This is a genomic window from Desulfosarcina sp. BuS5 (genome assembly GCF_028752835.1).
Classification (GTDB): domain Bacteria; phylum Desulfobacterota; class Desulfobacteria; order Desulfobacterales; family BuS5; genus BuS5.
In genome coordinates this window covers 1,354,328-1,380,139 of the sequence record NZ_CP087952.1, presented here as the reverse complement: position 1 = coordinate 1,380,139, position 25,812 = coordinate 1,354,328, and the positions used below count along the sequence as shown (strand labels likewise).

Sequence of the window (25,812 nt, the reverse complement as noted above, 5' to 3'; positions counted from 1 at the left end):
AACTGTTATAAACCCTCTTTAACATCATTAGTATCTTCAAGATCATCGTCAAGTAATTTTATTTTCCGGGCCCTTCTTTTTCTTGCTATAATAAAACAGATTGTAAGCGCTGAAAGAATGGCCATAGGGAGAAGCAATTCGGCCATCATAAAGGTTCTTTCTTCCGGTTTAAGATCTACGGATTCAATCTTGGTTGTTTTAACTTTTCTTTCTTCCCGGGAATTAAGGGTAATAAAGATTGCCCCAAGGTACAGCACTATAAATATGATCGCGAGGACACATATTTTTTTTTCTAATTTGCTCATTATGCAATTTTGCCTTATCTCTTCAATAAGATAATAAAATTGGTTCATCACGGATTATTGTGGTAATCCATGATGAACAGCTATTAGCTTTTAGCTGTTAGGTATTAACTGCTAAAAGCTAATAGCTGATGGCATAAGTTTAATTAGTATATGCTCAATAAATAGAATCTCCACAATAATCCGCTATGATCCATAAAATTTTGATTACCTATCCGAACCCTTATCATGATTGAAAATCAAAAATCATCCCGGTTTTGGGGCGAACTTTCATTGCCCTGGGGGGACATGCCGGGATACAAAGCTCGCATACACTGCATTTTTGTTGATCGAAAACAACCAGCATTTCAGGACGTTGAATATATAGGGCACCTGTGGGGCAGACTGCGATGCATGCACCGCAGTGGGTGCATTTTTTATCGTCACGCTTTATTTCCTGGGAAGCATTCTTTACATTAACTCCCTGATCTTTAAGATACTTCACGCCGTTTTTAAAATTATTTTTTGATCCTGAAAGCTCAAGCACCATAACCCCCTCTTTCCTGGGAAGTATGGTGGCATTAAGTATAGTGAAAGTAAGATCAAATTCTTTTGCAAGGGTGCAGACTACGGGATTATGCACTACCTTGTTTGAAAAGCGAAGAACCAGTATTTTAGAATACACAAAAAAACCTCCAAAAAAAATCTTTATTTTTTTCAAAGAAAATGTCAATTTAAATTTTATCAGGCAGCATGTCAACAATCAATAATTGCAGGGAGAACGCAGATGCAGAAAAAAAGGAGTGTCAGCGCTGAAGACCTTTTGTCAAATCCGGAAGTTAAGAAAATAACCGGAAATATTAATCAGGAGATTATTGAAAGAAGAGGATACATACCCCCGGTATGCAAAGCGTTCACCAAGCCCCTTACGGCTTTAAAGGAAAATAATAATTTCAATTTTAAAATTCATAGTGAAGCGGCTAAGCATTTGCCGAAGATTATCGATAATAAGGCGCAGGATATTGAAGGAATCGATTACCCGGATGAATCCCGGAAAAGAGAATATTCCACAAAACGGATTATCGGCGTTGTTTTCTCAGGAGGCCCGGCTCCCGGTGGGCATAATGTAATTGCAGGTATTTATGATGCCGCAAAAAAAGCCAACCCTGAAAGCATAATATATGGTTTTCTTATGGGCCCGGACGGTATTATTGAAAGTGAAGCTGTTGAGCTTACAGACAATATTATAAATGCCTACAGGAATCTCGGAGGCTTTTCAATGATAAAGACAGGCCGTACAAAAATCGATACACAGGAAAAAATGGCACTGTCAAAAGAAACATGCAGCAAGCTTGATCTCGATGCTCTGGTTATCGTAGGAGGGGATGATTCTAATACAAATGCGGCTTTTCTGGCCCAGGATATGTTTGATGACGGAATTCAAGTCATTGGTGTCCCCAAAACAATAGACGGCGATGTACAGGTAAGGGATGCCGACGGAAATGTTTTATGCGCAATATCCTTTGGTTTCCATTCTGCTGCCAGAGCTTTTGCAGGTTCAATAAGCAACCTTTGCACAGATTGCAGTTCCGATGTAAAATACTGGCACATTTGCAAGGTAATGGGAAGGGTTGCAAGCCATTTGGCTTTGGAGGTAGCGCTTCAGACTCATGCAAATTTGACCCTTATAGGAGAGGACCTTGCCGACTACATAGATGAGTCGCGACTCGAGAAGGCTCGGAAGGAAAACAGAATAGACTATATAGCATACGGTATGACGCTCAGGCATCTTTCCAGGGTAATTTGTGACTGTATAGTGCAAAGAGCTGCTGCAGGCAAAAACTACGGTGTCATAGTACTACCCGAGGGCGTGCTTGAATTTATTAATGAGATTCAAACCTTTATAATCAAGCTGAATACGATTATTGCGGAATATAACGAAATTCACGATACTGACTTTCATACAGAATTTCCCTTTCTTGAGAATAAACTTGAATATTTAAGGAGGCTGGCAAGGCTTTGTGAGGAAGAGAATAAAATGTCATGCTGGAACAGAAGGGATGATGATCTGTTTAGTGATATTCCCGATTTCTTCAAGGAAGGGTTGCTGATGGAGCGTGACAGCCATGGGAATTTCCCCTTTTCCCAGGTGGAGACGGATAAAGTTCTGATGGAAATTGTTCAGGATTATCTGAATATTTTGAAAGAAAAGGGAGTCTACAAAATAGGAATAGACAGAGATTATTTTGTTAAGACTTTGAAAAAGGACGGAGTTGATCCTGATTCTTTCGGGCCTGTAATTTTCAGAAACTATGATGACGGCTCTGCACTGCTGCTTGTCAAAGAAAAAATTACATCAACTAAAATACTTAAGAGTTCCATGACAAAAGGTGGTGTTATAACAGAAAAGGAAGATATTCCTGCATCAGTGAAAAAAATATATAATAAGTCCGTTCCCGATTTTAAAACACAATCACATTTTTACGGCTATGATGGCAGGGGGACTGATCCAACAAGGTTTGACTGTAATTATACATATAATCTCGGTTTAACGGTTTTTAGCCTGATAGCCGGCGGCGTGACCGGCTATATGGCCGCAATCATGAATCTTGATCAAAACTTTGCTGATTGGAAGCCCATCGGAATTCCCATTGCTCCACTTATGCATCTTGAAGAAAGAAAGGGCAGGCTGGCTCTTGTGATGGAGAAGAGTGTCGTAGATATTAATTCAGCAGCTTTCAAGGTAGTCAAGGCTCTAAGGGATAAATGGCTTGCAGCTGAGCCCGGCGCCGATCAATACAGAAACCCCGGCCCTATACGTTTTACTGGCAAGAGCGAGGAGGATAGACCTATCACATTGGTTTTGAATGCAATACCATGATCGGGTCCACAAAATATGGTAAGTAAATCTGTCAAAAAAGGGATTTTTTTTGGTCTTACGTCGGGTGTTATTACAACCCTGGGGCTTATGGTGGGCTTGAATGCAGGCACACACTCCAGACTTGTCGTGATAGGCGGTATATGCACCATAGCTATCGCAGATGCCCTTTCCGATGCGCTTGGCATACACATTTCTGAAGAGTCGGAAAACATACATAGCATAAAAGAGATATGGGCGGCTACCATATCAACCTTTTTATCGAAGTTTCTATTTGCGTTGACTTTTTTACTACCGGTTCTGATTTTTCAACTCCAAACAGCCATTTTTGTCAATATTGCATGGGGGACTGCGGTTCTGGTTCTGCTAAGTTATAAAATGGCGTCGGACAGCGGCTCAAACCCGTGGGCCGTAATTGCAGAACACCTCTTAATAGCCGCACTTGTAATCATACTCACATGCTTAACAGGCCAATGGATAGACGCAATATTTGCATAGAGACTTTATTTGCATAAAAACTTTATTTACATATAGACCTTTGAAAAATGCCTATCCGGCAATGACTGTTTTTTCATATCCAAAAACACCTTCCCCAAGCAAATATATTAACAGAAGATGAAAAAAATAATAATATTGATAATTCTGCTAACTATATTGATTGTTGTTGGCGGCATTCAATTTTTTAATCGGGAAATGTTAATCGAAAAGGATATCGTATATTTAAAAAATGGAAATTTTATACTTGCAGATGATGTGTGGGGGAATGGTGAAATAGTTTATTATAAAAATAATAATAAAGCAGATATGATTTTAAGGGTAGATATAGATCATATTAAAAATAGTGCTTATCAGGAGACCATATCGTATAAAAAGGCCGTCATAAAATATTATTATAAAAAAAAGGAGCAACTCTTTGATTCTTTGGCGTTAAAGAAACAAGAAAATCAGGAGTTTGCAACTTTAATCTTTTTCGGGTTAACAAAAGTTTTGCCGAGTATTATTGTTCTTATTCTGCTGGTATCTGCTTATAAAATGTTTGCCGTGTTATTATATAATTTAAAGAGATCAGGAAAAAACAAAAAAGATGAGATTGAAGGTGCTGAAGAGAATATCAAGCTTTTTAAAATTAATGAAAAGGAATTAAATGAGAATGAAAGGATAGTATATTATTTTTTAAAATTGTACAAAAAGCAGTTAAACGCTCCGGAAGACGCACCTGCGAATTTTTACCTGGCTGATGCAGAACAAGCCGCTCCAAATTCAATTTTTGAACTACGCGTAAGGCAAAACAAAGCGTGGTCAAAAAGACGGGTCACAATTGGTCAAATAGGTCAGGATAGCAGCAGCAAAAGCAGATGTTTTTATGTGATTTATGATATCCACATGGTTATCAAGGTTCCCCCTGAGCCCATTGATGATTTTGGGTTGTACATAGAAAGCATCAAGAAGGAAAAGGATATTATAGATATCCTGGCTCCCAGGGAATGCATTATACCAATGATTTCAGTTATTATGAAACAGACCCATTCTTTTCAGGGAGAATCTCTTTTGACTGCTGAAGAACTTGAAGAAAAATATATTCAATGGGTAGGGAGATATCCAAAGTATCAGGAATATTTGAAAATCGGCGGTTCCTTTGTATATTTTATGAATTTGTCAAAATATTTTTTCCTGGGACATATCTTGAAAAACATGCATGCTGTTAAAGGCAAAATGGAACAGGAAATAAATGAACAACCGGGCGTTATCTGGGATCTGCACGAATTTGAAGGTAAATATGGGATCTCCACCCCTCCTGTTTGTGCCGGGATACAGATTTTATATACTAAATGTGAAAAGGAGGTCAGAGAATTCACAGCCGGGCATGCCAGGTTATCAATTCCTGCATACCAGCTTCGCAAGTGGTTCCTGCTGCATCTGTCCGGAAATTCCATCTCAAAAAACGAGGAAGGCATACCACCTGAATTGACGGATGATTTAAACAAATCGTTTGAAATAATTTTTGAAGCCAACATCAAGGATGTCGAAGCATATAGAAAAATAATCAGAAAATATATTATAGAGATATCATTTTTTCAAAACAAATATCAAATTGAGGGAATTGTTACCAACATGCTTGACCTGTTATCCTGGTTAAAAAAAAAAGGCGTCGCCATGCGGGATCTTAAACCGGATAATTTGATTGTAGCCGGAGAGCAGGCGCATTATCCCCGATTTTTAAGATCACCGAAAGAATTCTCGATTGGGCTGATTGATGTGGAAACATCAGTTTGTTTTAAAGAAAAAGATAATTCTGAAATCGCTCAACCGCAGCTGGGCGGAACACCATATTATGCTACCCCTTCCCAATTGCTGACCAACGAGATGTTGATTTCTACTTTTAGAGATTTACCCCGGATTTTACACCTGCAGGACTGGTTTGCAACGACAGTTATCATCTTCCAGGTGATTACCGGAGAACAACTCTTTAAAAAAACTGTCAGATTGTTTCCTATTATATTGAAAAAAATACAGGCTCCCTTAAATGCAAAGAAGAAATCATCAGTTCTTATTTATGAAATCAGTCAGTTGTTTTGGCGCAACGCGGTTGCGGAGTTTAAAGAAAAAACCGATAAAAAAAAAAGAATATTGAAAGGCATCAATATTATTCTGCCGGAACAGGCTCAAAAAATGCTATGTGAAGAAATTAAATCAGCCAGGGATAATATCGAAAAATCGATTAAAAATTTAATAGAATCTCAAAAGGTTTTTAATAGCCAAAAGATTCGCAGGCAGCTTCTTGTTGCGTCGCCTGTAAAAATTAGAGAGTTAAATTCAAAATGGGAACAAGGAGCCTGGACAAAAGAACTTAATCCCGATGATAAAGTAAAGATTAAAAAATTACTCCAGGATTTGAAATGTTTAAAAGAGCATTCAAAGGAGTTTGCACAGTTAAGTAAAAGTATAGAGCCGCATGGTATAGAAATTCCGGCCGGCACTTTGCTGGAGCTAATGTTCAAGATTGTTTATTCCGGTATGTTTCAGGAAAGATGGGGGGCTTTTTGATCAAACATGTCAAGTTCATGAAAAAAACCGTCAACATCCGATTCGTTGTTATAAAAGTGCGGGGCAAGCCTGATCATGTTGTTCCGCAGGGATAGCATGATATCTCTTTTAACAAGGAACTTATAGCAAGCCTCCGGGTCGCCCTTTGGCCTGAATGTTAAAATCCCCGATCTTTCGTGGTTCTTCAACGGAGATGTTATCTCCAGTTTTCGTTCCTCAAGCCTTTCAATAAAGAGATCGATGACTGCCAGAACCTTTTTGTAAATTTCGGATATCCCAACTTCCTGCAGCAGGGCAAGGGCCGCATCAAGTCCGAAAATACCCGCAAGATTCATGGTGCCTGTCTCAAACCGGAGAGCATCAGGTTTCAGGGTAAAGTCTATATTAAAATCTTCTTCATTAATAACACTCTTCCATCCGGTGCGCACAGGAATAACAAGATTATTTACACTTTTGTCTATAAAAAGAATCCCTATGCCCATAGGCCCTGTCAGCCACTTGTGTCCTCCTGAAGCTAAAAAATGAACCCCGCTTTTTTTCACGTCAATCGGTATAACGCCAAGGCTTTGAATCGCGTCAAGGCATAACAGAATCCCCTTTTTTTTGCAGAAATCTCCAAGCTCCTCAATATTTGCGGCAAAACCGGAAGCATAGTCCACAGAACTTACAGCAATCATTTTTGTATCCGGTTTTAAAGCTTTTTCCACCTCCTTTACACCAAAACGATTCTCTTTACGCTGGGAAAAATGTACATTAACACCACGCTGCTCCAGATACATCCAGGGATAGATATTGGAGGGAAAGTCCGGCGCTGCTACAATAACACCATCGTTCCGCTTCCATTTGAAACCCCATGCAACCGCACTTATCCCGTCTGAAGTGTTCCCCGTAAATGCAATCTCATTTGTTTCCGCATTAATAAGATGGGCAGCCCTTCTTCGGGTTTTTTCTACCCTTTTCATCCATTTGAAATAATTCCTGCTCGCCTGCTCTACGCATTCCCTGTAAAATCCAGTTACTGCATTTAAAACACGCAGGGACGCAGGGGATGCGGCTGCATGATTTAGAAAAATATTTTTCTCTGTAACAGGAAATAATGAGCGATAGTCGTCAAACTTCATCTGACATATTCTCCGTATTCAGCCCTTTGGTCAACGTGTGTCAAGATAATGACGGTAATGTTCAAATTCCGGATAATCCATTATTGCATACCACAAGGCTCTGCCTTTTTTAGATCAGCGGTTTCTATAGTTCCGATCAGCATTTTTTTCATCCGGAATGAGCTTTGGATGAAGACCTTCTTGCCAGACCTGATAGATTTAATCATTTTCATGCTTTTTTTTATAAAACTTTAACTGCTCCAGGAAAAATTTCGGTCCATTGACTTCCGGATAATCGACAATAGATCTTGCTGTATATGATTTAATTTTTCTCATTTCACTGGATATATTTGTAGATGTTACAACAAGATAAAAATGAGTCTCCATTAAAACCCGGGCATGAATTTTGATTCTTTGCTGTTGCTGCAGAAAATTCAACGAATCAATGACAATTCCGGCTGGCGCGGGCAGGGCAAACAAAGAAAGCCAGTTTATAACACTGCTTGTTATAAAATATGTTTTACCGCTCTCAATAATTTTATATCTGCTTCTTCCCATAAAAAATATTATATTTTAGTAAGTTTTGGTGTGTAAGGCAGAGCCTGGAAACGAAGGTAAAATAACTTTTTCATATTGTACCTGTACAATATTAATTATCTATTATCAATATCATTAATTAATAGAGGTTATATGTGCATGAAATTGTATACATTAAAAATGATAAAAATACAGATAGTTATGTGTTATAATAAATTTAGGTAGTTTTTTTGGAGTAAAATCCATTCAGTTTTTTTGCATTATAAACCATACAGTTCAGTTTTTTTGCATTATAAACCATACAGTTCAGTTTTTTTGCATTATAAACCATCCAATTAAAGCTTTCCGGTTTCCCTCTTTCAAACGCAACCTTTTAATATCGTTACATATTTTTCTCATTGCCGTAATTGGCACACATATTGCTTTATCTGTAAACAAATTATTTCAGATTCAAGTTTTTCACAATTTCACTGTCAAGCGCCATATAAACTTAGAAGTTAAATCAAAAAAAAATAAAGAATTGGCGCTCAAATTTAGATTGGATGTGCTATGAAAATATTAATAAACCAGGTTCTGTTATTTTTTTCTTATATGCTTTTTTACATTGCCATTATTCCGGTTATGTCCGATGCGCATGCTTATGATTTAAACCGCAGGGGGATCGCCATGGGTGGATCGGCTGCGTCTGATGGAAAATCATATTATTATGATGTAAATGTAAAAATAAATGACGATGAAGCCGTCTATTTTACAGCAATACCCGCTTACACAAAGGATGCGGACTATCTTTTTCAATATTTCCCCCGCTACGGAAAAACCTATTCCTTTCAAGCAACAGCATACGACAGCCATGGCTATCAAGGAGCAGCATCTGTAGTTTCGGATAACTTAATCTCAAATTTTACGACCTCGGATTGTTCAGCCGTCACAGTGCCGATAGCTGATCCAGGTCCGGATCAACTTGCGCAGGTCGGTAATGAAGTATCTCTTGATGCCGGAGACAGCTATGATTTTTTTTATAATGACAAAGCTTCTATTTTATATTACTGGGAATGTTATGCTTGGCCCGGGGATGGAGAAATTACACTCTCCGATCAGAATGCTGTGAATCCTGTTTTTACTCCTGCAAAAGAAGGCACTTACTATTTCAGGCTGTATATCGCTGATACTGCGGCGGATGTTTCATTTAACCGGAGTCCCGTACGGTATGTTGCTGTAAATGCAGTCAATGATATTGCAGACTATGTTATAGCGAATCCCGGTTCACCTAAAAGTATCCCTTTGGGGGGAAATGTAATCCTTGACGGGAGCCTTTCCTCGGCAACTTCCGAAACAGTTTATTACAAATGGGAGGCGTTGAATAAAACCGTTGACATTCAGAATTCGGATCAGCCGGTTGCATCTTTTACACCTCAGACAACAGGCACTTATGCTTTTCAGTTGACGGTAACCGCGGAACACGATTTTTCATCAAAAATTACTTTTGTATCGGTTTACGACGAGGCCGAAGTCGGAAGCCTTTATTATCAGGATATTGACCATGGTTGTACAGATTGTTCAATATCGGATCAGGATGATGATGGAGATATCGACGGAATAGACCTGGCGGCTTTGGCATTATCATTCAATTCCCAAAAAGGTCTTGATACTTATAAAAAGGAATATGATTTCGACCGGAACCTGCGGATCGATAAAAACGATCTGATGATGACAACCGGTTGTTACGGCAAAATAGTAATTCAAAATTAAAATTTGATAATTATTCCGGAGTATTAAGATGAAAAAAAGTATCCTTATCCTTTTTATAAATATTGCCTTTTTAATGATATTCTCCTTTCATGCTTTCGCTGACTTTATGCTGATTACCTGGAATCAGGCCAGAGAGAGCGATATTAAGGGGTGGAGGATCTATTATGCGGTTCATGCTGACGGCGAAGTGCCTGATCAGCCTGTTTCAGTAACAGATTATGATGGGTTTATAGAACTTGAGGCATTCGATGCTGTGGGAACTCCCCAGACCCCCATGCTTCAAATTGATCTTCCACAGGGATTGAAAGTATATCCTTATCCCGGATTCGAAAAAACATATTGGGAAGGAACCTATCGTTTTTATTTACCTCCATATCCGGCAGCAGATAACAAGAAGTATTATCTGATTTTAACAGCCTACGATTTTGACGGAAATGAGAGTGATATTAGCGATGTCATTAATTTTAGCATAAATCCTCCCGGTCAGGCCGGAGCGCCGGTTCCGGATGATGATCTGTGATTTATGGAAAAATTTGACCAAATAAATACGCCCCTTGCGGGTAAAAATCTTATAGAAGCCAGCGCCGGAACAGGTAAAACATACACAATAGCCGGGATCTTTCTGCGCCTTGTTGTGGAGAAAAAAATTCCGTCTGAAGAGATCCTGGTAGTCACCTTTACCAAAGCTGCCACTGAAGAACTTAAGGACCGGATTCGCAAAAGACTGGTGGAGGCGAAAGAGGCGTTTTTAAGCGGCTCCACGGACGATCCTTTTTTGAATGCTCTTGTTAATAGGCATGAAAATCAACCACAGGCTGTCAGGTTGATAGAAAACGCTCTTTTAGACTTTGACAGGGCCGCAATATTCACAATCCACGGTTTCTGCCAGAGAATCCTGCATGAGAATGCTTTTGAAACCGGAATTTTGTTTGATACGGAACTGATCGTTGACCAGAGTAGTATTATTCAGGAAATAGCCGATGATTTCTGGAGAAAGCATTATTATAAAAAATCTCCGGAGTTTTTAGGAATCGCACTAAAAAAAACATCCAGCCCTGAATATTATGCGGCATTGCTCAATAAAATAAAAAATCCGGAAGTCAGGATAGTACCTGAAGTTACGGAACCTGCCCCTGTAGATATCATACCTTTTAAAAAAAATTTAAAAAAAATTAAGAACATCTGGCCATCTGCAAGGCGCAGGGTTATTGATTTATTGAACGATCCTGTTCTTTACGCTAATGTTTACGGTAACCTGAAACCTTCTTACGCAGTTCACGGTTTTACCAACAGAGAAGCAAAGATTGCTGAACTGGCCGGGGCCATGGACAAATATACAACTGAAAATAATATCGGTATCCCGGTTTTTAAAGGATTTGAAAACTTTACTGCAACAAAAATTCAAAAATCGACCAAAAAGAATTTGAGCCCGCCGGCTGACGAATTTTTCGATATATGCAATGAACTTCTTATTTCCTTTAAACTTATAGAAAAGCAAGTTGATGAGTATTTATTATACCTTAAAACGGATTTTTTTCGTTATGCCGGAACTGAGCTGTTAAAAAGAAAAAAAAACAGCAACATACGGTTTTTTGACGATCTTCTCACAAGGGTGCATGATACCCTTAAACAAGACGGGCGCGATGATCTTCTTTTGCAGGCTGTTAGAGGTCGCTACCGTGCAGCTCTTTTAGATGAATTTCAGGATACTGATCCTGTGCAGTTCAAAATTTTTTCCAGGATTTTTAATTCGGAACAGCACCTGCTTTTTATGATCGGCGACCCCAAACAGTCCATCTACAGTTTCAGGGGAGCAGACATCTTTTCATATATAAATGCTGCTTTAAAAGCCGATTACAAATACACCCTTACCGAAAACTGGCGTTCAAATCCACGGCTTATAACTGCTGTAAATACGATTTTTTCCGGTATCAAGGCACCTTTTGTATATAAAGAAATCGGATTTAACAAGGTAAAGCCCGGCTCCCCAGACTGCGCAGACCGAATATTCGAGGCGCCCCTGGAACTCTGGTATTTATCATCCCGGAAAATTAACGCGCAGGATAAACCCGTAAACAAGAACGATGCTCTTTATCTGATTGCGGAAGCTGTTTCCTGTAAAATCGCAGAACTGGTTCTGTCGGATAATATTCACGAAGGCGATATTGCCGTCCTTGTCAGAACAAACCGCCAGGCGCGTATAATAAAAGAATCTCTATCCGGAAAAAATATACCCTCGGCGCTCTATTATACCGGAAATATATTCGACTCCCACGAAGCATTTGAAATGGAGCAAATTCTGAAAGGGATTGCTGCTCCCGGCCGTGACAGACCTTTAAGAGCAGCCCTTGTAACGGATATCATGGGCGTCACAGGCGACTTTTTAAAATCTGTGGAAGGTGATCAACAATGGTGGGAAACCAGGATAGCAAGCTTTAGCGAATATTATGGTTTATGGAACAAACATGGTTTTATGCGGATGTTCGGAAGGTTTATGGCTTTAGAAAGAGTAAAGGAGAGGCTCTTAAAACTTCAGGATGGCGAACGGAGAGTAACAAATATACTTCACCTGGCGGAGATTCTTCATCATAAGTCCCTTAAACTCAACATTTCAGAGCTGATTAAATGGTTTTCAGCTCAGCGCGATACTACCATCACAAGGCTTGAGGAAGACCAGATACGCCTTGAAAGCGACGAGCAATCAGTCAGGATTGTAACTATGCATAAAAGCAAAGGTCTCGAATACAGAATAGTATTTTGCCCTTATACATGGGAGGGGTCATTACGGAGCGATAAAGAGGTAATGTTCCATGATAACAACGATAACAGATCTCTTGTACTCGATCTCGGTTCCGACGATTTCAGCAGCAATTCACTCCAGGCCTGCAATGAACTTCTGGCCGAGAATATCAGGCTGCTGTATGTGGCCTTGACAAGGGCAAAATCTTTATGCTATTTTGTGTGTGGCAGGATTAATACCGCCGAAACATCTGCGCTCTCCTATATTTTGCATAATAGAAATACCACAGACCCGGAAAACATAGTATCAACACTCAAAGAGACCTTTAAGAAAAAAAACGATGTTGACCTTATAAAGGATTTAAATGACTTGGCGGATAAATCAGAAGGAACCATCAAAGTAGTTCCTCTGCCTGCCGCGGGTAAAACAAAGCCAATTCCCCTGGCTAAGGATGAACAGAATCTTCATTACAGGCATTTTTCGAGGAAGATAGATACTGACTGGAAAATATCCAGCTATTCGTCACTTATATCCCAAAGAGCCCTTAACGCAGTTCATAACCAGACCGGTGAACCGGCATATTCATATTCAGGATCGTCTGACAAGGCAGCCCTTGATAAAGGAAGCATTGCATCTTTTCCCAAGGGAGCACATGCGGGTCTTTTTTTCCATGATATATTTGAACACCTTGATTTTGAGATGGATGCCTCCGGATATCCGGAAGCGCTGGTTGAAAAAAAATTACTTGAATACAGTTTCGATGCGTCATGGAAGGATGCTGTTTGTGGGATGATAAACAGGGTTCTCGCCATTCCTTTGGCAAGCGGAGAAAGCAGGTTTCCCCTATCAACAGTTGCATCAACGGAACGAATAAATGAGATGGAGTTCTATTTTGCCTTAAATCCTGTTTCCGTAGAAATGCTGGGGTCTATATTTGCCGATTATGCCGAAACGGATCTTTCCGGCGATTTTCCGGATTATATTGAAAAACTGACTTTCATGCCCGCCAAAGGTTTCATGAAGGGCTATATTGACATGGTCTTCAGGGCCGGCAACAAATATTACCTCATAGATTGGAAGTCAAACTTTCTCGGGGAAAAAATTAATAACTATGATCAGGATTCAATGCTGAGAGTAATGAAGGCTGATTATTATATACTCCAATACCACCTTTATGCACTCGCACTGCACCAGTACCTGGGCACAAGGGTAAGAGGATATAGTTACACCAAGGATTTCGGCGGGATATTTTATGTTTTTATCAGGGGAGTCGATCCTGCCTGCGGCCATGATTACGGTATATACTTCGACTTGCCGAGCAAAGATATGATGAACAGACTGGGCACAGCTTTAATGCCCGGATTTATGGCCTGCGTTTAATGCGCGTCTCTTGAACAAAGTCTAAATAGTGTGAGCAGCGTGTCGGCAAAAGACATAAACGACTTATATTATGTAATTCATTACACATTGTTGTAAAACTTATTACATAAATTATACATTTTATGTTTTACTTTAAAAACAAATTTTAATATAATAAATATTATTTTTTTATACAAATACAATAAATCAAAGAAGTTGTTTCTCAACTATGGAACATGGTCGGCTTGGCATATTTTTTGCGTTTTCAAATTACATAGTATCTATAGCGAAAAAAATGAGGGCGAGCCAATTCAGCACGGTTTTTATTGATAATGCAAAAGCCACCTTTACAATAGTGACTTCCGCGGTGTTATTCCTTGGATCCGGCTTCATAATAAGCATTTTCCTTACGCGCATAAGAAAAATGTGAAACTTTTTAATAATGATAGTTTTTTGATACAAACCTATCAAGAAGAAAAAAAAAGGGGAAACAAATGGGTAAAAAATTTTTTATTACGATGTTCCTATTGGCTCTATTTATTGCTATGCCGTTTACCAACGTGACGTCCGCCGGCCAACAAACGCAGCCGGATTCTAAAGGCCTGGTTTTTACAGGAGAGCTTACGTTCGATCTTGATGGCCTTTATTTTTTAGGACCGATAGGTTATCCGCTTAATGCTCTAGGTTTGCTGGAAGTTTCCGATGGAGATTTGATACTAGGTGATTTGTCTATTAATGCTCAAAAAACGCCTATTAATGAAGATTGGGATGGGACGTATATCGGCCATTGGGTGTTTGACCCTTTAGGCTGCGGATGTGATTTCAAACTTGGACTTCTAACCAGCCTTGAACTCTTTCCGGATTTTGGGGAGGTAAATCTTACCCTGAACGGCATCAACGAAGTGTTAGGCAAAGAAGGTGAACAGATGTTAATATCAGGTTCAATGGACGGCAACATCTTTAGCGGTTCCATGGTGCCGATTCCCGGAGCTTTGCTGCTTTTTGGGTCAGGTTTGTTGGGTTTGATTTGTATCAGAAGAAAGTAAAAAATTTAAACCGTTATCAATAAAAACGGAGTAAAAGGGAAATGAAAAATAAAATAGTTTGTTTAGCAGTGATACTTTTTTCAATGCTTATCGCGGCCCATTCCACGCTGGCCGGCGTTAATGTTTTTGCAGAAGGTGCCTATACAGACGACGACCTGGCGATATATATCTATGCCAACACCAACGTTGAAGGTCTGACCGTCCTGAGAAGCGCAGGAGTGAAGCTTACATATAATGCTTCGCAATTAGCAGCCGTCAGCGCCGACAAAAACGAAGCCGTCTGGTCACTTGGGGGTGAAGAATACATGAATCCGGAAACAAGCACTCCCGGCGAAGTGGTGATTATCCTGGGCAAGCTCGACCCTGATGATACATCTGCCGGGGTTAGCGGAGAAAGAGTGCTTCTTGGAGTAGTAAAATTCAACCGCATATCAGGCCAATTTGATCCTGAAAACCCTGAATTGAATCTCACTTACGGCAAGCGCGGCACGGAGATTCCCGGGAGTAACCCCACGGAATACAGCTTCAAGAATTTTGTGGATACTGATGCGAACGTTCTGGATGATACGGCTGTATCGTTTACACCGGTTACTGAAATTTACGAACGTGGGGATGCGAATGCGGATGGAAGCATAAATATTTCAGACGTAACTGAAATAAGAAAAATGGTTTTCAATCAAATTCCAAAAACCTGCTATGCTGACTGCAATAATGACGGTGATGTAAACATTTCGGATGTAACGTCTATAAGAGATAAGGTATTTCAATAATAGAGGAATAGGACTATGAAAAAATTTATAGTAGTATCAGTTGCTTTGGCACTCATAATGCTAGGGTTAATACCTTTTGCAAACGCAGCACTTATATCAGTAGCATGGGAGGATACATTCGACAGTGCTGACATGGATAAAGTTGTCATCCCCACACCCGGAACCTACGACATTTCATTAATGGTTAGTGGAATTGACCCTGGTGACGATGGTATATTCGAATTGCAATTTGATTTGGTAGCCTCAGAGGGTTTAGTAGAGTTTAGCCCAATACTTTCTGCTGAACTATCCTATGGACCAGCTGTAACAGGATGGGGGATAAAGATGGGTGGTGCTGTTGCAAATCAACAAAATATCTATAGAGAATTTTCTACAGAATGGGGAAACAGTTCATCTCCCTTGCAAAATGGTCTCTTGGTTAGCGGGATAGCACTAACCATTCCAGAATCCAGCTTTTTACCTGGAGTAACTCACAGCTTGGAATTTGGTAACGCCAAGGGTGACTATGCGAAATTTCTTGAGTTCGCTGATATGGAAGTAACTTGCGTTCCCATCCCCCCCACACTCTTTCTTCTTGCTTCCGGACTTATAGGTCTTGCCGGTATAAGTAAAAATGGGATCAAGTCTACTGTTGACCCATGGAATATAAAATGTTATATATTACAACATATCACGTCCACTTAGAGAGGCGAAAATCTTAACAACATAGGTGAGTTGTTTAATATTAAAGCATACAGTACTGTAAGCAGCATGTTACGAAGAGTTTCGAGGCTTAAAAAATATGACGGAAAAATTAAAAAACGGATAGGTAAAATACAAGACAGTATCAATAAGGGTCAAACGTAGACTTGACCCTTATTTTTTCAATTTAGGTTTTAAAAAGGCTGGTGTCGATTCAGGATAAAGATGCGGCCACCTGTATTTTGTAAAGTTTCTGATTAATTCCTCAAAACTTTTTGGCTTGAATTTATCGAAACTCTCCTCATCTACAAAAATATAATCATACTTGATTTCTGGTTGTGCTTTGTTGATATCAATGCACCACTGCTTCAACCTTTCCATTTTCAAAGGCACATCAAGATCTTCCAGGCCTTTGGTTTCAACAATAAAAATTTCTTTTGCTGATTTTTTGACAATAAAATCCGAATAATAGTTGGATATATCGCCCTTTGCGTTAACATAATCAATCTTGAAATGAACGGCCATATAGTTTTTCACATAGGAAATAATGTCGTCGCACTCTTCAAGAAATGCGGCAAACTGTAATTCCAGATTACTGTCGCCAATGATTTTATTAAAAACACTTTTCTTCGGTACGATATATCCCTGCTCTTTAGCAATAAACGGGCGTGTCTTTGTCAACTTGATCGTATCATGAATTTTTGCGTCTCCCTTGTTCTGCACAGTTAAATCATTAATCTGCTTTTTAAATATTTCCACCAAAGTTTTGTTTGCTTCAAGTTCGGACAGATTTCGCAAGGTATTCAGATTCTCAAGGTCAACCGGTTTTTCAAATAAGTCATCCTGAATAAAATATTTTACTTTTCCGTACAGCACATCATAACCGCTGACCAGCCTTAAATCCTTCATAATAACCCGGGTGAAGTATCCCACCACAGAGCGATAGTCGGTAACCGCTCCTGAATCCAGAATGGTTGCATGATTGATCTCGCCTGTAGTTATATCCTTAAATATAATCTCACGCTGTTCTTCGATGGTGAACGTCTTGTATTCTACTTTTTTGTGGCCAAAATTCCCTGTGTTTAGACTGTCAAGATTCTTGTATTCCCGATAGACCCTCGGAGTTAATACCGGAATCTCGATATCAAGATTATCGATATCCTTTTTTCTGTTTTCATTATCAATTTCAACGACAATCGGTGTGTTCGGCCTGGTGCCTTCACCCATTGCCCTGTGCTCAAGCTCAACACCTTCGGACCGGATGGACTCCACAAAACTTATAAAAGCATCCGTCCCCACAACGCTGACGTATTCTTCCGCATCATAGCCGGAATACATCTTACGCAAGCCCCGTCCCAGGGTCTGCTCCGGTAAAATATTACTTTTAGCGGAATAGGGACGCAAGCCCACGATGGTGGTTACGTTTTTTACATCCCAGCCCTCTTTGAGCATCATCACCGAGACGATAGCCTTAAAAGGGTTGTCCCAGCTATCAATCTCATTGGACTGTCTGCGCAGCTTTTCCAGCTCCTCCTTTTTTTTGCCGCTTTTCGCCTCACTGATTTCACCGTTATTTTTTGTATGAATCACCAGCACGGCATCTTTAAAATCAGGATAGGTTGCCTCGAGATATTCAGCCACATCATCACAGTTTTTTGTATCGTCCGTCATCACAAAGAGAATGGCTTTTTTGCCCATCTTTTCATGTTCTTTATATGCACTGCGCCACTCTTCAACACCCAGGTTCAGGTAATCGGCATATTTTTCCGTATATTTTGAACTTTGCCGTTCACGGAGCTTGGCGCGACTGGCGGAATCCGGCAGTACAGGATGTTTGACTATATTTTGCGAAATGGCCTCTACCAAAGGGTAATCCGAAACCGTCTGTACAAAAATTGCGCCATTATTGTGCCTGGGTGTGGCTGTCATATCCACTTGCAGGGAAAGAAATTTATCCTTCTGTTTCAGCTTGTTGTGAATATCCTCAACCGCTTTAAACCACGCCATTTCAGGATCATGAATATGGTGGGCTTCGTCATTTAAAACTACCAGTTCATCAATATCGCGGACAATATCCCCAAGATCGACTTTGGAATCCGTGGTAGCGCCAGTGGGACGTTTGCCCAGAAAATAATCCATTGTATCTTCATCATCAGGGGACGGCTCCACATCATTTCCGGAATAAACACGATGAATATTGGTTAAAAATATATTGCCTGTCTTGCGGATAACATTAACCTCATCCTGAATATGCAGGGTCAGTTGAAAATCATCGCGCCAGTTTCGTCCCTCAAAACCGCCTGAATATCCATTATGCGGCAGTACCGGGTCTTTAAAGAATATCCGCAACCCGTCAAAGTCGCTGCGGATTCTATCCAGTACAATGATATTGGGTGTAATCAGCAGAAAGTTACGCGCCAGATCCGAATCAGGCTCATAAAGTTTATGGAAATAAGACCACGCCAGCACCAGGCTCATCACCTTGGTCTTGCCGGTGCCGGTCGCCATTTTGACAACAAAGCGTCGCCAGGATTCATCAAACATCCCGGCGGAAACAGCGCCGGATGAATCAAAACGAAGCAGATCATATTTATCCTTTACCTTAACCAGATCATAAAGGTAGATGATGCTTTCAACCGCCTCTTGCTGGGCAAAGTAATATTGAAATTCTTCCATCGTGCCGTCTGATTTCGGCAAAAAATGTTCTTGATTAAACCACCAGTTCAGCAAGGCGATACTGGTATCTGTTGCCCCTTCATAGCCGTTATCCCGCCATGCCCTTACCTTTTTACGCAGCTCATGCACCAGGGGTGGCAGCAGCTTTTCATAGCTTGACTCACGGAGGGCTTCATCTGCCGGAAACCAGCGGATATCCGGGTTGAGGATTGCATGGGGGGATTTTGGAAAGTTTTTATGCAGCGCCATTTTCTAAATCCTCAATTATTTTTTTTATTGTACTTCGTAATGGTTCTAAATGATGGGAACAAATCCAAAAAATTTCTCCAGCATCAATATCAAAATAATGATGTGAAATAATATCTCTAACTCCTTTTGCCCCTTTCCAGTCTATTTCAGGATAATGCGATAGCAGCTTTTTATCTGTAATCTTGTCTATCCTTTTCAAACTCTCACCAATAGCTATCAACAGCATACAAATGCCATCAAGCATATCCATGCCACCTTGTGTATCTGTAAAATCATCAACGCTATTAATCGCTCTGAAACGTCTTTGTATTGTTTTGGTTGCGCCGTAAATCTGCTCAAGAAGATCAATTGCCAGATTTATGTCATACATAAAAAGCCTCTCTTTCTATACGCTGTTTTAGAAAAGAGTTCATTTTATCCCTTAACCTTACAATATCCACATGACAACCCAGGCGTTGTTCAAGAGCTTCTTTAATGTGAACAATAAAATAGGGATCAGGCGTTTTTAGACTGATAACCACATCCACATCACTGCCATCTTTTGCCTCATCTCTTGCAACAGAGCCAAAAACTCCCAGTTCCAGAATCCCATAACGATCGCCTGATTCCTGCATAAATTGTCTTAATATTTCAAGGGCATATTTGCTGCTTATCATCTTGTTCCTCCTATAGTCACTTCAACTATCTTCATGGTATCATTGCCGAAGATATCAACCACTTTTACCGCGATCTTGCGCCGACCCGGCGGGCATTCCCGAAATATGCTTTTAAATTCCAGCGAGCGGTCCTTTTTGGTGCGGAAGGACTGCCACTCGTTTTCAAACACATAATCGCCGGTCCAGACTTCTTCTGTTTCGCCTGTTTCTTCATTCAGTACCCGCACAATCTCCCGCCTGGATTCAAAGTCAAAATCCACGGCCCAGTAGTCTATCCAGTCGGTCCAATTTTGCGTCAACACCTCGCGGTTGACAATACCGTTTTTGTCTTTGCTGATCTTGACCACCTGTCCCCTGTCCACAATCACCTTGCTCTTGCCTTTTTTCAGGCTTTCATCTGCACCCTTGGCATCCTGTGAATAAAAGACGGAAAAATCGGTCAGTTCCACAGCAATACTATGTTTGTTTTTACCCTTGCCAAAATGCGGTTTAACTTCAATAAACGAAACATCATGAAACACCACCTGATTTTTCTCCACGGCCCGCTTGTCAAACACATCCTGAGGGATGTATTTCATTGCCAGATCAATCCCCTTGGTCCTGGCCTCATCCAGAATATTGGGAAACAGCCCCATCTCAAACTCAAACCCGAGAATATCCACGCGGGTGATACGTTTCTGGCGGCATTCCAGAATGATTTCTTCCACAAACAGGCGGGTGACGGGCAGATTCACCGGCCCAACCGCCACCAGACGACCAGACTTTTTGCCCTGAAAGGTTTTGAACTGGCTGACCGCTTCTGCGCGATAGGCGTGAAGAATAAGATTAAGGAAATCTTTTTCCTTGGCTTCCAGTTGTTTCTGCTTTTCCTGCTCCCTGAGATTGGGGTTGACCCCGATGTAATGCTGTCGTTCATATTTTCCCAGATTGAGGATTTCAAAGGCGCGCCAGGATTTGTTCTCTTTTCTGAGCTGCCGCTGCACCCCGATCATGCGCTTTCTAGTTGTGTGGATGGCAAATTTGCCGAGGTCGGAGCCTATCCACTTGCGGTTTAGTTTTTCGGCTACGGCAAGCGTGGTGCCTGAGCCGCAGAAGAAGTCGGCGATCAGGTCATTTTCGTTGGATGAGGCTTTGATGATGCGGTCGAGAAGGGCTTCGGGTTTTTGGGTGGGATAGCCTAAAAATTCTTTACTTGCTTTTTTTGTTGTAGAACTCTGACCAATACGCCAAACATCATCTGCTTTTTTATCGTAATACATCTCATAAATAAGTTTGCCATTCGCGTCACGAGCTGAAATAAGTTTTCCAAGCTCTTTAGACCAAATTCTCTTGTCTCTTTTTGTTGGCTTACCCAAAGGAATCATTACCTTATTTGCAATATAATTTGGTGTTTTTGTATACCATACAATATTATTATGATTTGTAGCGAAACCTTTTACATTTCCTTGAAAATTATCTGAAAAATGCCAGATTATCTCATTAACAAATTTATTTTTTCCAAAAATTTCATCTAAGACAATTCTAATTAAATGAATAACTCTCCAATCAACATGGACAAAAATACTCCCATCATCCGCCAGCAAATCCCGCATCAGCACCAGCCGCTCATATATCATGGCAATAAAGGAATCCGCGCCCTTGCCCCATGTATCCCGGTAGGCAATTTCTTCCAGTATGCCCGGCTTTTTGGTGAGCGTCTCGCCGCCGATTTCAACATTCATGGAAAAATCAGCCCCTACATCAAACGGCGGATCAATATAGATCATCTTGATGCCGCCCTGAGCCTCGATCTCTTCTCTAAATGACCCGTTTTTGAGTGAGGATAGAATCAGCTTGTTATCGCCCCAGATCAGTTTGTTGTTCCAGCCCTTGATCTGCCGGCCGGATTGCCGGTCAAAGAGATCCATCTGCAATTTGACGGCTTCTTCCGCGCGCGGCTCGTCAACCTGCTCGATCACCTGAAACGGCAGCACCACATTGCAAACCTCGCTGGTTTTGCCATTCCAGACCAGCTCCACCTCCCGCTTGTCCCCAAACAGCAAAAAACGGTACTTCTCCGGCAGGGGCTTGCCTTTTTCCAGATAGCGGTTAATATCTCTTATCTCATTATTCGTCAGTTTCATCTACATGCCTTTTTTGGCATCCTTCATTAGTCCAATTTTTTAAAAGATACCCTTTCAAACCCCAGGGCTACGACCACAAATTTTTGCAATCTCAAATTTCCATATTTCCGTTCAAGCTTATTTCCGTACTCTTGCACCTGTTTTTCGCCATTTTTTATCTGTTTTGCAATCTCAGGGATTTTTTTCAGTTCATCTTGAGAAAGTTTTTTTGCCTGATCAGCACTCATTCCGGCATCTTTAAGCTTTACAAATTTAAACTCAATTAAAACATCAAATACTTTACCATATCTTTTATCAGGTCTGATGATCATGGTCAGATCTGCATAGCGTCGGTCAATCTCAATTTCATAATCCATGATATAGATAATATCGTTGTAAAGCAGGGTCAGGAATGCGGTTTTTAATGTCAGTTCATTGGCCCATCTGTAATCACGATTTTTAAATACAGTAAAATAGCTATTTTCCACAAAATCGCACAATGGTTTTATGTCGCCTTTCTGGTATACTTTTTCAGCCGCCAGCTTTCCATCATCTCTAATGCCGGGGTCAGGAAGAAGCATTTGCTGCACTCTTCCGACGTACAAACTTTGTATCACCATGTTTGGAACTTTTAATTTTACTTTTAAATCATCTGTTTCGCCTGCAAGTGTTAACACTCCAAAATAATAAAGAAATGAAACAAGAAATGTATTGTCCTTTGAGTTGTCAGAGAGCATTTCCTTGATACCGAAACGTTTGCTTATTTTACTGATAACAATTTCATGTGCTTTTTGCGTCAAATTTACAAGCAAATCCCGACCTTTGGATAATTGTGCAATATACTCCAGCTTGGATTCATCAGTTGCAAGATTATCATCAAGCATCTCTCTTGGATAACTGCACATTTCATGGAACTGCTCAAAAAAATAAAGGCATAATGTGGGATTATAAATATATTCATCCGACCCAAACGCAAAAAGATATCCATTATAATATGTTTTCATCAATGTAAGAGCTTCATCTGTTTTTTCTGTGCCAAAGTTACATTCAGCCACAATTTGTTCAATTACTTTGCGTACCTCGTTTTCACTAAAACCACATAAATCATTAAATTTTGGATGAAAATAAATGTTTTTAGCGATATTATAGCCGCTTGTAATATCACTTAAAACAACAGGAGAGACACCTGTTATAAATACTCTGTCAAACATGGAACCGGAGGTGGAAGATTTAATTGCCTTAAACAGGGTTCTCAGAATGCCTTCATCATGCACAAGAGCTTCATATCTCTTTCCGGTGCTTTGAACCCCCATCATTATTGTATTTGCAAAATTATCATATTCATCAATGAGAAGATAAACAGGGTATGGAGTCATGCGGACTGCGCTGACTAAAGATTTTAAGGAGTATAGAGCATCATCAAAATTAATTTTTATTTTAGGTAATTCATAACCTTTATATTGATAAAAAGCATAAAATTCTTCAATACAACCATTAATGTGGTTAAATAGAGCTTTTTTTACCTCTTTTGCACTTCCTGTTGGATCAACGCAGGAAAAGTCCAGTTTCAAGATAAAATATGAATTGCGCAAGTCTGTGGGATTTTTTCCAATTTTTAAATTACCGAAAATAGCTTCAAACTCGTCTTTTTTTGCCACATCATAATAATTTTCCAGCATTGAAAGAACAAGACTCTTGCCAAAACGCCTGGGGCGGATAAAAAGTTGAGAATCTGATTGTTCGAGCAGAGGTATTTTATTTGTTCTGTCGCAGTAAAAATAGCCCTGAGTATTAATTTTTTTAAAATCAGATACACCATATGGAAATTTCATTATTAAATCCTTGTTGTTGGCTGTTATTTTGTCTTTGTTCCGTACCATATATAAAATAGAATAAAAACTTATAATTTGTCAGTTGTTTGTTTCCCCCTATTTCACCTGGCTGTATCAGTTTGAGAACATAAAACATAGGGTCAAACCTTGATTATTATAATAAAGCTTAGGAACGGGGACGAAATAAAATAATATTCAGTCTTTCGTGATTTCGTGCTTTCGTGATCATTTTTTTCCTTCAAACTTGTTCAGTTCCGGCTTGTCCGTGTCAGGAAATAACCGTAACAGCGAGATGTTATTTTATATTTTTTATGGAAGATAAGGAGATGCAATAGTAAAAAAAATTACAAAAAGCTAAATGAAATAATCAAGGGTTGACTTAACCTTTAATGGGTGACCCCAAATATTAACTTGAACAAGTGATAAAATAATTATACTGTTTTTTATAAAATTGAGTACAATAATCTGGCTAACTTATTGCCAATTTATTGTAGAGGGTGTTAATACATGCATGTTACATTTTATGGCGCTGCAAGGGAAGTTACCGGTTCGATGCATCTTATTACTACTGAAACCGACCGGATATTACTGGATTGCGGTATGTTTCAGGGACGTCGGAAAGAGACTGCCCAAAAGAACAATGTCTTGCCGTTCGACCCGAATATCATCAGGAACATCGTGCTTTCACACGCACACATAGATCATTCAGGCCGCATACCAATGCTCACAAACCGAAATTTTCAAGGACAGGTTCTTTGTACGCGTGCAACTGCAGACGCGTGTAAATATCTCCTGCTGGATTCCGCTCACATCCAGGAATCCGACGCTAATTACTTGAATTATAAAACCGTGAGGTCGACTTTGCGGGAGTTAAGAGCAACGCCTAAAGGAAAAAATACATCGGCACGCTCGAATAAAAACATTCAAAAGATCTTAAAAACAGATCACAATAAACTAAACACAAACAAGATTAACGAACTTATTGAAAAATATCATCTTGAATTCGTCGAACCCTTATATTCCACCAGTGCCGCGGAACAAGCCCTTGGCTTTTTTAACGGCTATCCTTACAAAAGTCCGGTAACAATAGGACATGATACAACATGCACATTTTATGATGCGGGGCATATTCTAGGTTCCGCGTTCTCCATGATAAAAATCCGCGAAAACGACAGATTGTATAATATTTGCTATACAGGGGATATTGGGAGGTTCGGCTCGCCCATTATCAAAGACCCAACCCTGACTTTCCAGGAAGAAGACCGTGTTGTAGATTTGCTCATAATGGAAAGCACATACGGAAATCGTTTGCATGAACCGGTGCAGGATCAAAAAAAACAGTTAAAAGATGTCATACTTGCCACATTTGAGCGCAAAGGCACGGTTCTTATACCTTCTTTTGCCTTTGGTCGAACCCAGGAGCTCTTATATGTGATACATGAACTATATGATGAAGGCGCGGTTCCGCATCTTCCGGTATACGTGGACAGCCCGCTTTCAATACAACTTACAAAAGTTTACGGCGAACATCCTGAAGTGTACGATAAAAAAACTAATAACATCTTTCTGAAACATGGTAAAAATCCTTTTCTATTTAATCAGATCCATTTTATCAGTTCAGTTGAAGAATCTATGGAGATTATGCGGGAAGAAACTCCTCATATTGTTATAGCATCTGCAGGAATGTGCGAAGCAGGAAGAATTTTGCATCATTTGCGTAACAAAATCCATAATCCAAGACATACGGTTCTTATCGTCGGGTATATGGCCAAAAATACTCTTGGTCGCCGTATCCTGGAACAAGGCAGGAAATATGAAGAATCAGGCAGACGCGGCGACCCGCCGATGTTAAAATTTTTAAGCAAAGTCTACCCACTTAAAGCACACATCGAAACTTTAGGAGGGTTCAGCGCTCATGCCGACAAAAGTGAACTGATACGTTTTGTGACAAATTCAAACTTAAAAATAAAAAAAATAGCCGTTGTGCACGGAGAGGAAGACCAAGCCCTTGCCTTTGCAAAGCATCTCGAAAATAAAGGTTTTACAGCCTTTGTTCCCCGTGCTGGAGATATGGCTTATGTTTGAGTGAACCCTAAGGACTAACTCAAAAA

19 protein-coding genes are annotated in these 25,812 nt (G+C 40.0%); 10 read left to right on the top strand and 9 right to left on the bottom strand.

Annotated features, from left to right (window positions below; all coding sequences use genetic code 11):
* Window positions 1-5 precede the first annotated feature (5 nt).
* A complete protein-coding gene (locus tag BuS5_RS06850) occupies window positions 6-305 on the bottom strand; it encodes a hypothetical protein (RefSeq protein ID WP_027353149.1) in 300 nt (99 codons plus the stop codon).
* A gap of 223 nt (window positions 306-528) precedes the next feature.
* Entirely contained in the window at window positions 529-966 is a 438-nt protein-coding gene (locus BuS5_RS06845) for an NIL domain-containing protein (RefSeq protein ID WP_035264518.1), read from the bottom strand.
* A gap of 102 nt (window positions 967-1,068) precedes the next feature.
* Here BuS5_RS06845 and BuS5_RS06840 point away from each other — a divergent pair, with 102 nt between their 5' ends.
* The 3 genes from BuS5_RS06840 (at window position 1,069) to BuS5_RS06830 (ending at window position 6,204) form a co-directional block, all read left to right on the top strand.
* Window positions 1,069-3,162, top strand: coding sequence for a 6-phosphofructokinase (locus BuS5_RS06840; RefSeq protein ID WP_027353148.1), 2,094 nt, complete (start codon window positions 1,069-1,071; stop codon window positions 3,160-3,162).
* Between the two features lie 15 nt (window positions 3,163-3,177).
* Window positions 3,178-3,657 (top strand): membrane protein, encoded by a 480-nt coding sequence (locus tag BuS5_RS06835; RefSeq protein ID WP_027353147.1) that lies wholly within the window; start codon window positions 3,178-3,180, stop codon window positions 3,655-3,657.
* Window positions 3,658-3,774: 117 nt separating this feature from the next.
* Window positions 3,775-6,204: a hypothetical protein gene (locus BuS5_RS06830; RefSeq protein ID WP_027353146.1), complete on the top strand. Its 2,430-nt coding sequence runs from the start codon at window positions 3,775-3,777 to the stop codon at window positions 6,202-6,204.
* Here the strand turns inward: BuS5_RS06830 and BuS5_RS06825 are convergent.
* Complete coding sequence (locus BuS5_RS06825) at window positions 6,180-7,325, bottom strand: aminotransferase class V-fold PLP-dependent enzyme (RefSeq protein WP_027353145.1); 1,146 nt, start codon at window positions 7,323-7,325, stop codon at window positions 6,180-6,182. The two genes, BuS5_RS06830 and BuS5_RS06825, sit on opposite strands and share 25 nt — an antisense overlap.
* 198 nt (window positions 7,326-7,523) lie before the next feature.
* Complete coding sequence (locus BuS5_RS06820) at window positions 7,524-7,862, bottom strand: hypothetical protein (protein WP_051374601.1); 339 nt, start codon at window positions 7,860-7,862, stop codon at window positions 7,524-7,526.
* A 528-nt stretch (window positions 7,863-8,390) separates the two neighbouring features.
* Here BuS5_RS06820 and BuS5_RS06815 point away from each other — a divergent pair.
* The 6 genes from BuS5_RS06815 to BuS5_RS06790 all read left to right on the top strand — a co-directional run bounded on the left by BuS5_RS06815 (window position 8,391) and on the right by BuS5_RS06790 (window position 16,189).
* Window positions 8,391-9,590 (top strand): PKD domain-containing protein, encoded by a 1,200-nt coding sequence (locus tag BuS5_RS06815; RefSeq protein ID WP_027353144.1) that lies wholly within the window; start codon window positions 8,391-8,393, stop codon window positions 9,588-9,590.
* A gap of 28 nt (window positions 9,591-9,618) precedes the next feature.
* The gene (locus tag BuS5_RS06810) at window positions 9,619-10,110 is read left to right on the top strand and encodes a hypothetical protein (protein ID WP_027353143.1); all 492 of its coding nucleotides are present in this window, start codon (window positions 9,619-9,621) and stop codon (window positions 10,108-10,110) included.
* A gap of 3 nt (window positions 10,111-10,113) precedes the next feature.
* Window positions 10,114-13,710 (top strand): exodeoxyribonuclease V subunit beta, encoded by a 3,597-nt coding sequence (gene recB, locus BuS5_RS06805; RefSeq protein ID WP_027353142.1) that lies wholly within the window; start codon window positions 10,114-10,116, stop codon window positions 13,708-13,710.
* Window positions 13,711-14,183: 473 nt separating this feature from the next.
* On the top strand, window positions 14,184-14,735 hold the full coding sequence (locus BuS5_RS06800) for a hypothetical protein (protein ID WP_027353141.1): 552 nt from the start codon (window positions 14,184-14,186) through the stop codon (window positions 14,733-14,735).
* A 41-nt stretch (window positions 14,736-14,776) separates the two neighbouring features.
* Entirely contained in the window at window positions 14,777-15,505 is a 729-nt protein-coding gene (locus BuS5_RS06795) for a dockerin type I repeat-containing protein (RefSeq protein ID WP_027353140.1), read from the top strand.
* Window positions 15,506-15,520: 15 nt separating this feature from the next.
* Window positions 15,521-16,189, top strand: a complete 669-nt coding sequence (locus tag BuS5_RS06790; RefSeq protein WP_027353139.1) for a hypothetical protein — start codon at window positions 15,521-15,523, stop codon at window positions 16,187-16,189.
* Between the two features lie 171 nt (window positions 16,190-16,360).
* Here the strand turns inward: BuS5_RS06790 and BuS5_RS06785 are convergent, their stop codons facing one another.
* The 5 genes from BuS5_RS06785 to BuS5_RS06765 are packed head-to-tail and all read right to left on the bottom strand — an operon-like array spanning window position 16,361 to window position 23,701.
* Complete coding sequence (locus BuS5_RS06785) at window positions 16,361-19,111, bottom strand: DEAD/DEAH box helicase family protein (protein WP_051374600.1); 2,751 nt, start codon at window positions 19,109-19,111, stop codon at window positions 16,361-16,363.
* Entirely contained in the window at window positions 19,098-19,481 is a 384-nt protein-coding gene (locus BuS5_RS06780; protein WP_027353138.1) for a HepT-like ribonuclease domain-containing protein, read from the bottom strand. The genes BuS5_RS06785 and BuS5_RS06780 overlap by 14 nt, the downstream gene beginning before the upstream one ends.
* Window positions 19,474-19,767: a nucleotidyltransferase family protein gene (locus tag BuS5_RS06775; RefSeq protein WP_027353137.1), complete on the bottom strand. Its 294-nt coding sequence runs from the start codon at window positions 19,765-19,767 to the stop codon at window positions 19,474-19,476. The genes BuS5_RS06780 and BuS5_RS06775 overlap by 8 nt, the downstream gene beginning before the upstream one ends.
* Window positions 19,764-21,890, bottom strand: a complete 2,127-nt coding sequence (locus BuS5_RS06770; protein WP_027353136.1) for a site-specific DNA-methyltransferase — start codon at window positions 21,888-21,890, stop codon at window positions 19,764-19,766. Before BuS5_RS06770 ends, BuS5_RS06775 begins: the two co-directional genes overlap by 4 nt.
* Window positions 21,891-21,916: 26 nt before the next feature.
* The gene (locus BuS5_RS06765; RefSeq protein WP_274428117.1) at window positions 21,917-23,701 is read right to left on the bottom strand and encodes an AAA family ATPase; all 1,785 of its coding nucleotides are present in this window, start codon (window positions 23,699-23,701) and stop codon (window positions 21,917-21,919) included.
* Between the two features lie 507 nt (window positions 23,702-24,208).
* Here BuS5_RS06765 and BuS5_RS06760 point away from each other — a divergent pair.
* On the top strand, window positions 24,209-25,786 hold the full coding sequence (locus BuS5_RS06760) for an MBL fold metallo-hydrolase RNA specificity domain-containing protein (protein ID WP_027353134.1): 1,578 nt from the start codon (window positions 24,209-24,211) through the stop codon (window positions 25,784-25,786).
* The last annotated feature ends 26 nt before the right edge of the window (window positions 25,787-25,812 follow it).

What these genes read in the sequence shown, in the direction of transcription:
- BuS5_RS06850 (WP_027353149.1), bottom strand. Translation starts at nt 305, where the DNA reads ATGAGCAAATTAGAAAAAAAAATATGTGTCCTCGCGATCATATTTATA.
- BuS5_RS06840 (WP_027353148.1), top strand. Translation starts at nt 1,069, where the DNA reads ATGCAGAAAAAAAGGAGTGTCAGCGCTGAAGACCTTTTGTCAAATCCG.
- BuS5_RS06835 (WP_027353147.1), top strand. Translation starts at nt 3,178, where the DNA reads ATGGTAAGTAAATCTGTCAAAAAAGGGATTTTTTTTGGTCTTACGTCG.
- BuS5_RS06830 (WP_027353146.1), top strand. Translation starts at nt 3,775, where the DNA reads ATGAAAAAAATAATAATATTGATAATTCTGCTAACTATATTGATTGTT.
- BuS5_RS06825 (WP_027353145.1), bottom strand. Translation starts at nt 7,325, where the DNA reads ATGAAGTTTGACGACTATCGCTCATTATTTCCTGTTACAGAGAAAAAT.
- BuS5_RS06820 (WP_051374601.1), bottom strand. Translation starts at nt 7,862, where the DNA reads ATGGGAAGAAGCAGATATAAAATTATTGAGAGCGGTAAAACATATTTT.
- BuS5_RS06815 (WP_027353144.1), top strand. Translation starts at nt 8,391, where the DNA reads ATGAAAATATTAATAAACCAGGTTCTGTTATTTTTTTCTTATATGCTT.
- BuS5_RS06810 (WP_027353143.1), top strand. Translation starts at nt 9,619, where the DNA reads ATGAAAAAAAGTATCCTTATCCTTTTTATAAATATTGCCTTTTTAATG.
- recB (WP_027353142.1), top strand. Translation starts at nt 10,114, where the DNA reads ATGGAAAAATTTGACCAAATAAATACGCCCCTTGCGGGTAAAAATCTT.
- BuS5_RS06800 (WP_027353141.1), top strand. Translation starts at nt 14,184, where the DNA reads ATGGGTAAAAAATTTTTTATTACGATGTTCCTATTGGCTCTATTTATT.
- BuS5_RS06795 (WP_027353140.1), top strand. Translation starts at nt 14,777, where the DNA reads ATGAAAAATAAAATAGTTTGTTTAGCAGTGATACTTTTTTCAATGCTT.
- BuS5_RS06790 (WP_027353139.1), top strand. Translation starts at nt 15,521, where the DNA reads ATGAAAAAATTTATAGTAGTATCAGTTGCTTTGGCACTCATAATGCTA.
- BuS5_RS06785 (WP_051374600.1), bottom strand. Translation starts at nt 19,111, where the DNA reads ATGGCGCTGCATAAAAACTTTCCAAAATCCCCCCATGCAATCCTCAAC.
- BuS5_RS06780 (WP_027353138.1), bottom strand. Translation starts at nt 19,481, where the DNA reads ATGTATGACATAAATCTGGCAATTGATCTTCTTGAGCAGATTTACGGC.
- BuS5_RS06775 (WP_027353137.1), bottom strand. Translation starts at nt 19,767, where the DNA reads ATGATAAGCAGCAAATATGCCCTTGAAATATTAAGACAATTTATGCAG.
- BuS5_RS06770 (WP_027353136.1), bottom strand. Translation starts at nt 21,890, where the DNA reads ATGAAACTGACGAATAATGAGATAAGAGATATTAACCGCTATCTGGAA.
- BuS5_RS06765 (WP_274428117.1), bottom strand. Translation starts at nt 23,701, where the DNA reads ATGAAATTTCCATATGGTGTATCTGATTTTAAAAAAATTAATACTCAG.
- BuS5_RS06760 (WP_027353134.1), top strand. Translation starts at nt 24,209, where the DNA reads ATGCATGTTACATTTTATGGCGCTGCAAGGGAAGTTACCGGTTCGATG.